We start from the raw sequence: 15,273 nt of genomic DNA, 5'->3' as shown, positions 1-15,273 counted from the left end.
AGGCCACTACCAGCCGCTAGCAGGGCCGGTGGAAAAGCTGGAGGCGTTTGCGCGAGCCCTGTCCTCGTGCGTCGGCGAACGGCCGACACGCAGGCGAGCGCATGCGTGGTCCGGACCACGCATGCGCTCGCACGTACGACCGGCGCGGAGGTCAGCCGGTGAACTGACCGCCGGCCGGGTGCAGGATCTCGCCGGTGAAGAACGACGCGGACTCGCCGGCCAGGAACAGGCAGGCCTCGGCGATCTCGGACGGCCTGCCCAGCCGGTTCATCGGGGTGATGCTCATCGCGGAGGCGTACGCTGCGGCGTTGTCCTCGAGGCCCTCGATCATCGGTGTCTCGGTGTAGCCGGGCCCCACCGCGTTGACCCGGATGCCGCGCTGCGCCAGTTCGAGACCCATCACCTTCGTCAGCATCCAGACGCCGGCCTTCGACGTGCAGTACGGCGCCGCGCCGGCCAGCGGGATCCTGGCGGCGGAGGAGGCGATGTTGATGATCGAACCGCCCGTCCCCTGCGCGAGCATCTGCCGAGCCAGCGCACGGTCGGTCATCATCACTCCGACGAGATTCACTTCCAGCACGCGGCGGAAGTCGTCCACCGACAAGCCGACCACCAAGCCGGCGTCGGTCTCGGTCTGGCGTGTCTGGACGTTGCTCGGCCCGGCGGCGGTGGCGATGCCGGCCGCCGCCACGCCGACGTCGACGTGGCCGAACTCCTCGACGGCACGCCGGACAAGGGCGTCGCAGTCCGCCTCACTGGTCGTGTCGGTCCGGACGAACACCGCCCGTCGCCCCGTCTGCTCGACCAGCTTGGCACTGGCCGTGCCGTCGGCGAGGTCGCCGATGACGATGTCGGCCCCCTCCTCGGCGAAGCGCACGGCACACGCCCGCCCGATTCCACTGGCGCCGCCGGTGATGACGGCCACCTTGCCTTCCAAAGCGCCCATGTCAGTCCTCTTCTGCGTCGAGTGAAGGATCCGTCTTGTGCGTCGGGGGAGGGATCGCGGTCAGCTGACCGACGTGGTCACCGCCCCCCTGTTCGGGCCGCTGCCGGTGGTCGCGGCGGGGTCGACGTCCGCTTCGCCGCCCTCGCCCTTGCCCATGTTCTGGCGGCCCAGGCCGGACCAGACGGAGATGCCGACGGCCACGATGAGTGCGACACCGTTGAACATGCTCGACACCCAGGGCTTCGCGCCGAGGAAGGTCAGTCCGCTGACCGTGGCGGCCAGGAAGTAGACGGCGACGAGGGTTCCCGGCACGTTGAACCGGCCCGGATTGATCGTCGTGGCGCCGAGCAGCGCCGCCGCGAGCGCCGGGAGCAGATAGCCGGGTCCGACGGACGGGTTGCCCGAGCCGGACACCGCCAGCAGGAGCACGCCGCCGATGCCGGCGAGGGCGCCGCCGAGGATGAAGCTCTGCAGGGTGAGACGGTTGACCGGGAGGCCGACGATCTCGGCGGCGCGCGGATTGGCACCGACACCCTGCAGGGAGCGTCCCCATGGCGTGTGCTGGAGCAGGTACCAGGAGATGATCGCGACCACCGCGAGGAAGTACAGCGGACAGGGAATCCCGAGCCATTCACCCGTGCCGAGGTTGGTCAGCGCCGGCGACACCCCGTCGATGATGGAATTTCCTCCGGTGTACCAGGTGACCAACGCCGCGATGATGCTTGTCATGCCCAGCGTGGTCACGATCGAGGACACCTTGATCTTGGTGACGGCCAGGCCGTTCACCGCGCCCACCAGCATGCCGGTCAGGATGGCGGCGATGACGGCCACCCACAGCGGCAGGTCCATCTTCGACATCACGCCGGCACAGATCAGCGAACTCAGACCCATGACGGGGCCGAGCGAAAGATCGAACTGGCCGCCCACCAACGGGAATATGCTCGCCAACGCGATGATGCCGGTCAGGGTCTCATTGCTCAGCACCGACTTGATATTGGCGATCGAGGCGAATTGCGGGGTCGCCGGGTCGAGCGTGAAGAATGCGATGACGACGACCAGCAGGATCGCGAGTCCGTACTTCTCCAGCAGTTGGAGGCTGTCCCCGAACCTCTTCATACCGTGATCTCCCTCGGTCCGATCGACGCTTCGAGAATCTCGTGTGCGTTCATGGGCTGCCGCATCTCGGTGACGATCCGTCCGTGGGACAGCACGAGCACCCGCCCGCAGATCTGGGCCAGTTCCTCGAATTCCGAACTGACCACGACGATGGCGCAGCCCTGATCGGCCGCCAGCGCGATGAGCTTGTAGATCTCGTCGCGGGCTCCCACGTCGACGCCCTGGGTGGGTTCGTCCAGCAGGAGCAGCCGGGGCTGTTGCCGAAGCCACCGGGCGAGGATCACCTTCTGCTGATTTCCGCCCGAGAGGCTCTCGATATAGGCCGTGGGGCCCGATGTCCGGATGTTGAACCGCTGGATGTCCCGCAGCGCGTCCTCGCGTTCCACGCGGTCACGCAGCCACAGCCGCCTGAAATACTGGTGCTCGTGTCCCTGAACGAGGTTCTCCAGGACGGTGCTGGCGGGGAAGACCGCCTCGGCGGCACGGTCCTCGGGAACGAACGCCATGCCTTTGCGGCACGCCTTGCTGGGATTGAGCGCGTGGGCGGATTTCCCGAGATAGGTCACCGTGCCGGTCCGCCTGGGCAGCAGGCCGTAGATCAGCTGAAGCAACTCCGTACGACCGGAACCGAGCAGGCCCGCGATGCCGAGGACCTCACCCGCCGCCACATCGAAACTGACCTCCGCCAGCGGTCCGCCGCTGAGGTCGCGCACCTCGACCACATGATCGGCGGTCGATGTCGTCGGCGAGGCGACGCTGGCCGCCTGGTCCAGCTTACGGCCCAGGATCAGCTCGACGAGCATGCTCTCGGTCAGGCCTGCGCCGTCGATCGTGTTGACATAGCGCCCGTCACGGAACGCGGTGACCCGGTCCGCGACTTCGCGCACCTCGTCGAGACGGTGGGTCACGATGAGGATGGCGTGTCCCTCCTGGGCCAGCCTGCGGATCCAGCCGAGCAGCACCTGGACTTCGGGCGCCGGCAGCGCGGCTGTCGGCTCGTCCAGGATGAGGACGCCGCCGTGCTCGGACTCCTGGTCCTGCAACGCCCGGGCGATGGCGAGCATGGCCCGCTGCGGTACCGACAGCGCCGCCGCCGGCGTACGCGGATCGTGCTCGATGCCGAACCGGCGCAGCACCTCACGGGCCCGCTGATGCGCCGCCCGCCAATTGATGCGCCGTGAGCTGCCTTCGAAGCGCCGGCCGAGCGAGAGGTTCTCGGTCAGTGACAGCGCCGGGAAGATGCCTGGATCCTGGTGCACGAAGCGCAGACCGGCGTCACGGGCCCGGTCCGGGCTCTGATCGGCCAGGTCGTACTCGGCGCCGTTGACCGTCAGCGTGCCCGCATCGGCCTGGTGCACGCCCGCGAGACACTTGATGAGCGTCGACTTGCCGCAGCCGTTGCCCCCGATCAGGGCGTGCACCTCGCCGGCCCGCAGTTCGAGCTGTACCGAACGCAGGGCCTGCGTCGCACCGAAGTTCTTGGAGACCCCGGCCACTGCGAGCGCGATCGGGGGATCGTCGGCTGGTGTTGCCGCACTCATGACACGCCCCAGGACTTGCGGTAGACGGACCGGAAGTCGTCATTGCCCTGCCAGATGGTTTTGCCCTTCGGCATCTGGTCGGGATTGGAGTTGTCGATGATCTGCCAGCCGATCCCCTCGTCCCGCCGGGGCCGTCCGGCCAGGATGCTGTTGATCGAGTCCATCGCGGCGTACCCGATCCACTGCTGCGGCCAGGCGGTCGTGGCGTTCAGTCCCCGCCCGGCCTTGATCAGATTGAACTCGTCGGGCAGTCCGAGACCGGCGATCACCTTCATCTGCTTGGCCTTCGCGCCGAGCGACAGAATGGCCTGGTTGTAGCCGGACGTCACCGTCGATCCGAACATCGACGAGTTGATCTCAGGATGCTGCAGGGACGCATTCTTCATCAGCGCCGCCAGCGCGGCCGGCGTGCCCGATGTGGTCGCGTCCCAGGGGATGTTCACTGTCTTGCACGTCTTGCACTGCGCCATCCGTTCCTCGAAGCCCTTCTGATAGCTGATCAGGACGGCGATCTGCTCGTTGTGCAGCACCAGCGGGCGAGCCCGGCCCTTGGTGGCCGAGATGATCCAGGCCGCGGTGTCGGACCCCCACTGCTGCCAGGCGTCCAGCAGGCTCTTCCAGCGCTTGCCGAAGCTGAGATCCGCGCTGAACAGGCGGGGTGATCCGGGGTTGGTGTCCGCGCAGTCGAAGGCGTACACCTCGCTGACCGCGATGCCCCGGGACTTGGCCTGCTGAAGCTGGTTCTTCACGTATGTGCAGTCGATGGCGACGAGCACAATTCCGTTGGCGCCGTTGGCTATCGCGTCGCTGAGACCCTTGGTGTAGTTGCCGGGATCACCCTTGGCGTCGTAGAGGGTCGTCTTCCACCCGAGTGCCTTGCCGGCCTCCTGTGCGGCCAGCGCGGGGATACTCACCGAGGGCGCTGCCGCGCTGGATTGGATGATCCAGACGTTCTTGCCCTTCACAGCCGGGTTCGGCGCGGACGGCGGTTGCGTCATCCGCCCCTTCCGTGCGACCGCCAGCTGAGCGTCGGCCGCCTTCACGGCGGCGCCGGCATCGGAATCCGATCCGCTCCCGCCCGTGTCCGCCGCGGCCGAGCAGCCGGCCAGAACTCCGAGGGCCACCAGAGCGGCTACGGGACCGAGGAGCACCCGTTTGCCTCGTCTCACAAGGTTACCCATCTCGATCTCCTCTGGTCAGACGAACGAACGGAAGTTAGTGTGGCTAGACGCCAGGAAGCACGTCAACAGTCGTGCACCGGTATCTCCATGAGATCCGGGGAAATATGCAGGTGGAAGACAACCGGAAGAGACGACTGGCCTGCATGACCAAGCATTAGTTTCCGTCCCACACAACGGCATGGAACGATCAAGGAGTCGGCGTGGCAGAGTTCGATTCGGCAGGCGTCAAGCTGCACTATGAGATCACCGGAAGCGGGCCCGAGCTGCTGCTCATCTCGGGACTCGGCGCGAACCGCAATGCCTGGGCCGCCGTGCTGCCCGAGCTGCGCGAGCGCTACACCTGCATCACCTTCGACAACCGGGGCACCGGTCAGAGCGACGTGCCCGAGGGGCCCTACACCATCGAGCAGATGTCCGACGACACCGCGGCGCTGATCCGGCATCTCGGGGTCGGTCCAGTGCCGGCCGTGGGCTGGTCCATGGGTGGGGTGATCCTCCAGTCACTGCTGATCGACCACCCGGACTCGGTCAGCAAGGCCGTGCTCCTGAGCACGCTGCCGGCCTACACCGACGTACAACACGCTTGGCTCGACGGACTGCTGGCGCTGCGCGCGGCCGGCGCGGATGCCATCACCCTCGCCGCGGCCGGCATCCCGTGGGGATTCACGCCCTACACGCTGGTCGACCACACCGCCACGTACGCCGGGCTGAAACTGGCGGGCGAGGATCCAGAGCCCACGAGCGACGCGGGGTTCGCCGCCCAGGCGCAGGCGATCCGCACCTTCGACCGGCGTGCCGAGCTGCACACGATCTCGACGCCCACGCTCGTGCTGGTCGGTGCCGAGGACATCCTCACCCCGCCCGGCCAGGCGGTGGAGATCGCCGAGCGGATCCCCCGTTCCCGCCTGGCCGTGCTGCCGCGCGGCAGCCACGGCATGCTCAACGAATTCCCGGCCCCTGTACTTGCCGCGATCGGGGCATTCCTGGCCGGCTGACTCGGGCGACGTCCGCGGTGACGCCCTACGGGGTCTCGCACGTCACGTGTTCGGCGGCCCGGCAAGGCTGCCGGACCGCCGAACGCCCCACCTGTCACGCGGCCGGCCAGGCGGCCTCGCCCGAGGAAGCATCAATACCGCGCGGCACGTCCGGTCACGTGGGCGGCAAGGCTCGCGCAGGGCCGGCGCGACGCCCGGAAGGAGTTTCAGAAGACGCCGACCGGTAATTCGAACTCGTCAAGCAGGTGTCCGAGCTTGGTGCGCTTGGTCTTGAGGTACCGCGCGTTGTCGCGGTTGGCCCGCACCTGTATCGGCACCCGCTCGGTCACCGCGATACCCATTTCCGCCAGACCGAGCTGCTTGTACGGGTTGTTGGTCAGCAACCGCAGGCGGGTGACGCCGATGTCGTCGAGAATCTGCGCGGCATCGGCGTAGTCCCGTGCGTCGACGGGCAGTCCGAGCGCACGGTTGGCCTCGACGGTGTCCAGCCCGCGATCCTGCAACTGGTAGGCGCGCAGCTTCTCCCCCAGGCCGATGCCGCGACCCTCGTGGCCACGCAGGTAGATCAGTGCGCCCGCGCCCTCGTTGACGATGCGACGCAGGGCGAGATCCAGCTGCTGCCCGCAGTCGCAGCGGCGCGAGCCGAAGAGATCGCCGGTCATGCATTCGGAGTGCACCCGGACCAGGGGAGCCGTACGGCGGGCCAAGTCACCGTACAGTAGGGCGAGATGCTCTACGCCCATGTGCTCATTGCAGTAGGCGACGCCCCGGAAGGTGCCGACCTCCAGCGGCAGGAGTGCCTCCCCGGATCGCGCGACGCGGTGCTGCTGCTTCTTCCGATACGCGATCAGGTCACTGATCGAAACGACGAGCAGTCCATGCTCGGAGGCGAATCGCCTGAGGAACGGCAGCCGCGCCATCTCACCGTCAGGAGTGGCGATCTCGCAGATCACGCCCGCCTGGGCGCGGCCGGCCAGCGTGGCCAGATCGACCGACGCTTCGGTGTGCCCGGCCCGGGTGAGCACTCCCCCGGGCAGACTGGCCAGTGGAAACATGTGTCCGGGCCGGGTGAAGTCGTCCGGCCGTGCGCACTCGTCGACGAGGGCCATGATCGTGGCCGCTCGGTCGCGTGCCGAGATGCCCGTCGAGGTCCGGGTCCGGTGGTCGACACTGACATGAAAGGCAGTTCGAAGTGGATCGGAGACGTCCTGCACCATGGCGGGGATCCGTAGCTCACACAGCCGCTCCTGAGTGAGCGACACACAGATCAGCCCACGCCCGTGAGTGGCCATGAAGTTGACGGCCTCCGGCGTCACGCAGTCGGCCGCCATCACCAGATCGCCCTCGTTCTCACGGTCGGGCGAGTCGACCACCACGACCATCCGACCTGCCGCGACAGCGGCGATCGCCTCGTCCACGGTGGCGAATCCCAGCTCGGGGTCATCATCGGCGGCCCGTCGAACAGGGAGGGAGATCAGCCCGGCTTCCTGTTGTTCCATCATGAGACCTCTATTACTGAACGGGGTGCTCAGTATTACACCGGTCGAAGCCGCGAAAAAGAGTCTTGCGACGATGAGGCAGGAGACCTACCGAAAGCCCAGGTTGCGGAGTTGGGGTGGGTTGTGGCCGTCTCCTGGCTGCCACCGAGATCGGGCCGAGGCGGGCACGAGGCGGCCTGTCGGCCCGCTCCGAACACCGGCGGCGGGCGGACTCGGTGACGCTTGACCCCTCGGCGTGGCCGCGTCCGAGAAAATCGACGTGCTCCGCAAACGCCTGGAAGCCGCACCATGCCGGTGGGCAAGACGGTGATAGCCGCCGAAGACCGCGTCGGCGGATGGTGTCCCGCCGGGTGGTGTAGCAGCGATCACTGCATTGCCCCTGATCATGGATCAGCCTTCGCGCAACTCTCGGATGAACGAAGCTCGTTGTGAGGCTACGCGATGGCCTTGTCCCAGCATGACTTACTCCGGCTGATGGAGTCACTGCGCACCGGGGGACGGGATCAGGCTCGGCGCCGCCCTGGACGCCGAGGCCTTGGGGCACCACGAAGTGGCGCTCATCCGGCAGGTCGACACCGCCGGCGCCGGCGTCGTCGAGCTTGCGGTGGCGACGGAGGAAGCATTCCTGGCGCACCCGGATACCGACATCATCACCAGCTTTGCGGGCTTGTCCGTGCTGTGCGGAGCACGCGTCCTCGCCGAGATCGGAGACGACCGAGAACGCTTCGCGGACGCCCGAGCCATGAACGCGTACGCCTGCGCGGCCCCCGTTACACGGGCCTTTGCAGCCCTCCGCTCTCGAGCTCCACGCGCCCACTATGACCGCCGACGTGCTGGTGGAGAACCGACATCGCAGCTCTCAGGAAGCTGTTCGACAAAGCGCCCGGCTGCCTCTACCACTACCTACGGCGCCGCACTCTATTCGCCGCCGGTCGCACCTTCGCACCACCCATGGACCTCGCCGCCAGGGCCCGTGCCGGCAGGCGCATCCGGTCGGCCTCAAGCACACTGAACACTTTGTCGCCCAGAGACGACCACATACCGCCATCTGCCCTTCATCCGCGATCCCAGGCAGGCAACGGGCCCGCCGGTGTTGATCAGCGATCATCGCCAGCCCTCGATCGTGCGATGTCCGGCCCCGGACGCCTTCGCCACGACCCGGCCCCGCTTGTCCGGTCTGTCTGCGTTTGGGTTTTACAAGTGGTATGGGAGAAACTGAATTGCTGGACAACCCATCCATATTTGTATGACGTGATGGGCGAGATTGTGTGGCGTGATGGGCGAGGTGGTTCCGGTGCAGAGCCGCTACACGGCCACCGTATTCGTGGACGCCAAGGGCACGGTCTCCCTGTGGAGCCCACAAGCACAGGCCCTGCTCGGGCACCCGGCAGAAGAGGTCTGCGGAAGGCCCGCGACGGATCTGCTGGCCAGGCAGGAGGACCGGGAAGCAGCGCTGGCTGCCCGAGGCCTGCAGCCGGCCGGGCAGTGCTGGAACGGCGTGCTGGCCCTGCGGCACCGCGCTGGGCACGAGGTGCAGATCTCGCTCCGTGTACGCCCTGTGCTCTGCGCGCAGGGCCAGGCCGGCTGGTCGGTCGATGCTGCCGACGCACGGCAGGTGGAGCAGGCGGAAGTCGATCGCGCAATATTGGAGGCGCTGTTCAGCCAGTCCCCGATCTCCATCACCGTGTTGGACACCGAGCTGCGATACCTACGCCTGAATGCCACGACGGAGCGTGACGCCACCGTCGCCGCCGAGCAGCTCATCGGCCGGCGCGTCGGCTACGGGGCACCGGGACTCGACTTTCAGGCGATCGAGGAGCTGCTGTGCCAGGTGCGAGACACCGGCGAGCCGGCGATCGGTTTCCAGTTCCACGGCAGGCCCCCGTCGGACCCGGACCGCTGGCACGTGTGGTCCGGCTCCTGCTTCCGGCTGACCGACTCGGCCGACCGTGTCCTGGGAGTGTGCCAGACGTACGTCGACATCACCGAGGGCTGGCAGGCCCAACGACGGCTGGCGCTGCTGACCGATGCGGGCGCCCGCATCGGCACCGCACTGGACGTGGTACGAACCGCGCAGGAACTGGCCGACACGGGCGTTCCGGGGCTCGCGGACATCATCGTCGTCGACCTGCTGGAGACCACGGTGCGGGGTGAGGAACCGCCCCCAGGGCCGGTCGGCGGTCAGTGGCTGCTCCGTCGGGCGGGAATCCGCTCGATACACGAGGACGCCCCGGCGGCCGCGCACGCCCTGGGCGACAGGGTAGCTGTGCATCCCGGCACCCCCCAGCTTCGATGCCTCGAGACCGGGCAATCCGTTCTGATGCGGACACCGGACGCCGACGAGTGGTCGACGCTTGACACGCGAATCATCGAGAAGATCCGCGAGTTCAAGATCCACTCGCTGATGATGGTGCCGCTGCAGGCCCGGGGCATCGCCCTGGGCGTGGCCACCTTCGGCCGCTACCGAGAAGCTCAGCCGTACGACGAAGGGGACCTGGCCCTGGCCGAGGACTTCTGCTCCCGCGCCGCGGTATCCATCGACAACGCCCGCCGCTACACCCGCGAGCACACCACCGCCGTGGCCCTGCAACGCAGCCTGCTCCCCCACGACGTGCCCCGCTACCCCGCCGTCGAGACTGCCTACCGCTACCTGCCCGCCGCCACCCACGCCGGGGCGGGCGGGGACTGGTTCGACGTGCTGCCTCTGTCCGGGGCCCGCGTCGCCCTCGTCGTCGGAGACGTCTGCGGCCACGGTCTGCACGCGGCGGCCATCATGGGGCGGCTGCGGACCGCTGTCCACACCCTGGCCGACCTCGACCTCGACCCTGATGAGGTCCTGACCCAGCTCGACGACCTGGTAGTCCGCCTTGCCGAGGAGGACCCGGACTGCGAGGGGTCGACCTGTCTGTACGCCGTTTACGACCCCATCTCCCGCATCTGCACCTTCGCCCGTGCCGGCCACCCCCCACCCGCGTTGGTACAGCCCGACGGTGCTGTGGAATTCCTCGACGACATCCCAGCCGGCCCACCGCTGGGCTTGGGCGGCCTGCCTTTCGAAACCGCACAACGCCACCTCGCCGAGGGCACGCTCCTCGCTCTCTACACCGACGGCCTGATCCAGGCCCCTGGACGTAACATCGATGTCGGGTTCGACCGACTCGCTGCAAGCCTCGCGCACTGCAGCCGACCGCTGGATCAACTCTGCGACGCGATGGTGACTTCCCTCGTGCCGGAACACCGGCCCGACGACGTGGCACTGCTCCTGGCCCGCACCCACGCCCTTGCCGACGATCGGGTCGCCTCCTGGGAGCTCCCACTCGACCCTGCCCTGGTCGGTCACGCCCGGGTACTGGCTGGTCGCCAGCTTGACGCCTGGGGCCTCGAATCACTCACTTTTACCAGTGAACTGATCATCAGTGAGCTGGTCACGAATGCCATTCGGTATGCACGTGCCCCCATCGTGCTACGCCTCATACACGCCGACTCCCTCATATGCGAGGTCTCCGACGGCAGCCTCAGCGCTCCTCATCTCCGCCGCGCCCGCTACAACGAATTGGGCGGCCGCGGCCTGTTCCTGGTGGCTCAGCTCGCATCACGCTGGGGCACCCGGTACAACCGCGACGGAAAAACGATCTGGGCCGAGCAGTCCACGGAAGTCGCGGGCTTGATCGTAGAAACATCCCTTTCGTCGTCCTAGGGGGTCTTGTCGTTCACAACCCATATGCGCGGCGCCTTGCGCCTCCTCGGCTTCAGGTTCGGCCATTGACCCGGACCACAACCCGCCCCCGCATGCGACCGGTCAGGAACTCGTCGAATGCGTCGGGAAGTTCATGGAAGTCGATGGTGCGGGCGATCTCGTTGAGGTGGCGCGGACGAAGGTCGCTGTTCATGCGCTGCCACAGCTGCCGACGCAACTGGTCACTGAAGTAGCCGGTGTTGACTCCCAGCAGGTTGATCCCACGCAGGATGAAAGGCAGTACGGAGGTGGACAGCTCGTGCCCGCCCACGTTGCCGAAGGTGGCGATGCTGCCGTGCCGTTCGGTCGTCCGGATCAACCAGGTGAGCAGGTCACCGCCCACTGCGTCCACCGCACCTGCCCACCGGGCGCTCTCCAGCGGTCGGCCCGTCCCGGGAGCGGTGGGTCTTTCCACGATCTGGCCGGCACCCAGACGTCGGAGGTAGTCGTGCGCATCCTCCTTACCGGTCACGGCGGCGACGTCGTACCCCCGGCCGGCGAGCATGCTGACCGCGAGGCTGCCGGTCCCTCCGCTCGCTCCGGTGACGGCCACCGGCCCTTCGTCCGGCAGCAGCCCGTTGTGCTCGATCCGGTGGATCGCCAGTGCAGCGGTGATACCGGCCGTGCCGAGTGCCATCGACTCCCAGGCAGTCATCCCGTCCGGCAGCGGCACGGCCCAGTCCGCAGGCACGCGGACCCACTGCGAATAGCCCCCGTCGTGTTCCTCGCCGAGCGCGAAGCCGGTCACCACAACCTCGTCGCCCTCCTGGAAGCGACCATCGGTCGACTTCGCGACCACGCCGACGACGTCGATCCCTCCGATCAGGGGGAAGGTCCGCACGACCTTTCCGGCTCCGGTCGCGGCGAGTGCGTCCTTGAAGTTCACGCTCGAGTACGACGTCCGGATCAGCAGCTCGCCGGCCCCTACATCCGCGATCGGGACGTGCGCCCAGTCACCCCGCACTCGGTGGCCGTCGGACGTGATCCGATAGGCCAGGCTGGTCTCGTTGCTCATCGTTCTGTTCCCCCATCACCGGAAGGCGGCGTGTCCGGTGACGGTGCGGCCGATGACGAGTTGGTGGACCTCGGAGGTGCCCTCGTAGGTGAGGACGGATTCGAGGTTGTTGGCGTGCCGGAGTACCGGATACTCCAGGGTGATGCCGTTGGCTGCCAGGATGGTGCGGCACTCGCGTGCGATGGCGAGGGCCTCGCGCACGTTGTTGAGTTTGCCCAGGCTGATCTGCTCGGGACGGAGCCGGCCGGTGTCCTTGAGTCGGCCGAGCTGTAGCGCCAGCAGCATGCCCTTGCCGAGTTCCAGGGTCATGTCGGCGAGCTTGGCCTGGGTGAGCTGGTAGGCGGCCAGCGGCTTGTCGAAGATGTCCCTGTCGCGGGCGTAGTCGATGGCGGTCTCCAGGCAGTCTCTTGCGGCGCCGAGCGCCCCGAACACGATCCCGTAGCGGGCCTCGTTGAGGCAGCTGAGCGGCCCGGAGAGCCCGATGACGCCGGGCAGGACCGCCGATTCGGGCAACCGCACGTCATCGAGGACCAGTTCGCTGGTGACAGAGGCCCGCAGCGACAGCTTCTTCTTGATCTCCGGTGCGGAGAAGCCAGGCGTGTCGGTGGGGACGACGAACCCCCGGATCCCGTCGTCGGTCTGTGCCCACACCACCGCGACATGGGCGACGGAGCCATTGGTGATCCACATCTTGTTGCCGCTGAGCACCCAGTCGGTGCCGTCCCTGCGGGCGCGGGTCCGCATGCCCGCGGGGTTGGAACCGAAGTCGGGTTCGGTCAGGCCGAAGCAGCCGATCGCCTCGCCGGCGGCCAGGCGCGGCAGCCACTCGGACTTCTGCTCCTCGCTGCCGTGCTTCCAGATCGCGTACATCGCCAGCGACCCTTGCACGGAGACCAGGGACCGGAGTCCGGAGTCGCCGGCCTCCAGCTCCATGCAGGCCAGCCCGTAGGCGGTGGCGGTGGTGCCGGCGCAGCCGTAGCCCTGCAGGTGCATGCCGAGTACACCGAGGGAGCCGAGCTCCTTGGCCAGGTCGCGGGCGGGGATCGCTCCGTGTTCGTACCAGTCGGCGATGTGCGGCTTGATCCGGTCCTCGACATATTTGCGGACGGTGTCGCGTATCGCGCGGTCGTCCTCATCCAGCAGCTCATCGATGCTCAACAGAGCCAGCGGGGTCTGCGGGGTGACAGTGGCCACGGGTGTTCCTTTCAGATGAAGGCGCTGATGCCGGTCTCGGCGCGGCCGATGAGGAGCTTCTGGATCTGGCTGGTGCCTTCGTAGAGGGTCATCACGCGGGCGTCGCGCATGTACTTCTGCACGGGGTATTCGTCGACGTACCCGTAGCCGCCGAACGCCTGGATGGCGGCGTTCGCCGCGCGTACGGCCGCCTCGCTCGCGTAGTACTTGGCCTTGGAGGCGGCAACGCCGAACGGTTCGCCTCGCTCGATCAGGCCGGCGGCCCGCCACACGAGCAGCCGCGCGGCGTCCGCCTCGACGGAGATGTCGGCGATCATGTCCTGGATCAACTGGAACGACGCGAGGGGCCTGCCGAACTGCTTGCGTTCCTGGGAGTACTGCACGACCGCCTCCAGGCAGCCCTGGATGATCCCGACGCAGCCGGCTCCGACGGACACGCGTCCCTTGTCCAGGGAGTGCATGGCGATCTTGAAGCCCTCGCCCTCCGCGCCGAGCCGCGCGGACTCGGGGACCCGGACGTCGGTCAGGAAGAGCTCGGCGGTGGCCTGGCCGCGCAGCCCGAGCTTGCCCTTGATCTCGCGCTGTTCGAACCCGGGAGTGCTGGTGGGGACCAGGAACGCCGAGACGCCCTTGGGCCCGGGCCCCCCGGTACGGGCGAAGACCAGGCACAGGTCGGCCCAGGTCCCGTTGGTGATGAAGATCTTCTGGCCGTTCAGGACATAGTCGCTTCCGTCACGGACCGCCCGCGTGGCGAGGTTGCCGGCGTCCGAGCCGGTGTCCGGCTCGGTGAGCCCGAAGCAGGCGAGGATCTCACCGGTGGCGATCCGCGGCAGCCACGACTGCTTCTGCTCCTCGGTGCCGTGCGACAGGATCACCTTGCCGACCAGGCCCATGGACACCGAGACGATGCCACGGACCGAGGAGTCGGCCCGGCCGAGTTCCTCCATGCCGATGCAGTAGGTGATGTAGTCGCCGCCGAGGCCGCCGTACTCCTCGGGGATGGTCAGCCCGAAGAAGCCGATCTCGCCCAGCTTCGGGACGATGCCGACGTCGACGCTCTCGGCCCGGTCCCACGCCGCCCGGTGGGGTATGACCTCCTTGTCGAGGAACTCGCGCGCGAGCGCTTGGAAGTTCTTCTGGTCGTCGTTCAGCGCGAGATCCATGGCGTTCCTTCGATCTTGTTGCCGTGCCGGTCGTACGCGTACCAGCCCTTACCGGTCTTCCTGCCGAGCTCACCGCGCTCGACCAGCTCGGTGACGCTGCGGCTGGGCAGGTCCTGTGGGTCGCCGCTCTCCTCGTAGCGCGCCTTCTTGGTGTGGTAGCCGATGTCGATGCCGGTGAGGTCCATCAGCTCGAACGGCCCCATGGGGTAGCCGAGTGCGGTGCGGCACACCGTGTCGATCGCCTCGACCGAGGCGATCCCGCCTTCCAGGAGCCGGATGGCCTCGTCCCGGACTGCGCCCAGGATCCGGTTGGCGACGAACCCGGGGATCTCCTTGTCCAGGACCACCGGAAGCTTGCCGAGCCGCTCGGCGAGCGCAACGGTCGCCCGCACCGTCTCGTCGGAGGTCTGCGGGCCGCGCACGATCTCGACACACCGCATCACCATGGCGGGATTGAAGAAGTGCAGGTTGCAGACCCGGTCCGGCCTTCCGGTGGCGTCGGCGATCCGCGACGGCACGAAGCCCGAGGAGTTGGTGGCGAGGATCGCGTGTGGTGGGGTGAGCCGGTCCAGCTCGGCGAACAGCTTCCGTTTGACGTCCAGCCTCTCCACCGCTGCCTCGATGACGAAGTCGGCCTTCGCCGCTGGGCCGGTCAGGTCGGTGCCGAATCTCAGTCGGGCGAAGGCGGCGTCGCGCTCGGCCTCGCTGAGGCGGCCCTTCTCCACGGCGCGGGCGGTCCGCTCTTCCAGTTCCGTACGGGCTCGGTCCAGGGCCGTCTCGGCGAGGTCGTACACCGCGGTCTCGAAACCGGCCAGCGCACAGACCAGGCCGATCTGGGCGCCCATGGTTCCCGCGCCGATGACGAGGATCCGGTCGATCGTTCCCAT

General features: G+C 67.8%; 12 protein-coding genes. 3 read left to right on the top strand and 9 right to left on the bottom strand.

Annotation, left to right across the window (positions count from 1 at the left end):
• Positions 1–151: 151 nt before the first annotated feature.
• From IEZ19_RS26245 to IEZ19_RS26230, 4 genes are read right to left on the bottom strand one after another with little or no spacing between them, the layout of a single operon-like run.
• Positions 152–946, bottom strand: a complete 795-nt coding sequence (locus tag IEZ19_RS26245) for an SDR family NAD(P)-dependent oxidoreductase (RefSeq protein ID WP_189313752.1) — start codon at positions 944–946, stop codon at positions 152–154.
• Between the two features lie 60 nt (positions 947–1,006).
• Positions 1,007–2,062, bottom strand: a complete 1,056-nt coding sequence (locus tag IEZ19_RS26240) for an ABC transporter permease (RefSeq protein ID WP_189313751.1) — start codon at positions 2,060–2,062, stop codon at positions 1,007–1,009.
• Positions 2,059–3,603: a sugar ABC transporter ATP-binding protein gene (locus IEZ19_RS26235; protein WP_189313750.1), complete on the bottom strand. Its 1,545-nt coding sequence runs from the start codon at positions 3,601–3,603 to the stop codon at positions 2,059–2,061. The genes IEZ19_RS26240 and IEZ19_RS26235 overlap by 4 nt, the downstream gene beginning before the upstream one ends.
• Positions 3,600–4,784 (bottom strand): substrate-binding domain-containing protein, encoded by a 1,185-nt coding sequence (locus IEZ19_RS26230; protein ID WP_189313749.1) that lies wholly within the window; start codon positions 4,782–4,784, stop codon positions 3,600–3,602. The genes IEZ19_RS26235 and IEZ19_RS26230 overlap by 4 nt, the downstream gene beginning before the upstream one ends.
• A 200-nt stretch (positions 4,785–4,984) precedes the next feature.
• On the opposite strand from IEZ19_RS26230, the gene IEZ19_RS26225 reads away from it, so the two are divergent.
• Positions 4,985–5,779, top strand: a complete 795-nt coding sequence (locus IEZ19_RS26225; protein WP_189313748.1) for an alpha/beta fold hydrolase — start codon at positions 4,985–4,987, stop codon at positions 5,777–5,779.
• 206 nt (positions 5,780–5,985) lie between these two features.
• On the opposite strand, the gene IEZ19_RS26220 is transcribed toward IEZ19_RS26225, so the two are convergent.
• Complete coding sequence (locus IEZ19_RS26220) at positions 5,986–7,257, bottom strand: bifunctional 3,4-dihydroxy-2-butanone-4-phosphate synthase/GTP cyclohydrolase II (protein ID WP_373297051.1); 1,272 nt, start codon at positions 7,255–7,257, stop codon at positions 5,986–5,988.
• Positions 7,258–7,828: 571 nt separating this feature from the next.
• Here IEZ19_RS26220 and IEZ19_RS26215 point away from each other — a divergent pair.
• Both IEZ19_RS26215 and IEZ19_RS26210 read left to right on the top strand, forming a co-directional pair.
• A complete protein-coding gene (locus IEZ19_RS26215; RefSeq protein ID WP_308429009.1) occupies positions 7,829–8,290 on the top strand; it encodes a transposase in 462 nt (153 codons plus the stop codon).
• 282 nt (positions 8,291–8,572) lie between these two features.
• Complete coding sequence (locus tag IEZ19_RS26210) at positions 8,573–10,975, top strand: SpoIIE family protein phosphatase (protein ID WP_229840787.1); 2,403 nt, start codon at positions 8,573–8,575, stop codon at positions 10,973–10,975.
• A 52-nt stretch (positions 10,976–11,027) separates the two neighbouring features.
• Here IEZ19_RS26210 and IEZ19_RS26205 read toward each other — a convergent pair whose 3' ends face one another.
• The 4 genes from IEZ19_RS26205 to IEZ19_RS26190 are packed head-to-tail and all read right to left on the bottom strand — an operon-like array spanning position 11,028 to position 15,273.
• A complete protein-coding gene (locus IEZ19_RS26205; RefSeq protein ID WP_189313746.1) occupies positions 11,028–12,029 on the bottom strand; it encodes an acrylyl-CoA reductase family protein in 1,002 nt (333 codons plus the stop codon).
• A gap of 15 nt (positions 12,030–12,044) precedes the next feature.
• Positions 12,045–13,238 (bottom strand): acyl-CoA dehydrogenase family protein, encoded by a 1,194-nt coding sequence (locus tag IEZ19_RS26200; RefSeq protein WP_373297050.1) that lies wholly within the window; start codon positions 13,236–13,238, stop codon positions 12,045–12,047.
• On the bottom strand, positions 13,235–14,386 hold the full coding sequence (locus IEZ19_RS26195) for an acyl-CoA dehydrogenase family protein (RefSeq protein WP_189313744.1): 1,152 nt from the start codon (positions 14,384–14,386) through the stop codon (positions 13,235–13,237). Before IEZ19_RS26195 ends, IEZ19_RS26200 begins: the two co-directional genes overlap by 4 nt.
• Positions 14,371–15,273, bottom strand: coding sequence for a 3-hydroxyacyl-CoA dehydrogenase family protein (locus IEZ19_RS26190; protein WP_189313743.1), 903 nt, complete (start codon positions 15,271–15,273; stop codon positions 14,371–14,373). The genes IEZ19_RS26195 and IEZ19_RS26190 overlap by 16 nt, the downstream gene beginning before the upstream one ends.

The sequence above is a fragment of the Streptomyces brasiliensis genome (genome assembly GCF_014647875.1).
Lineage (GTDB): Bacteria > Actinomycetota > Actinomycetes > Streptomycetales > Streptomycetaceae > Streptomyces > Streptomyces brasiliensis.
The sequence above is the reverse complement of the archived record's forward strand: the minus strand, read 5'-3'. Positions and strand labels throughout refer to the sequence as shown.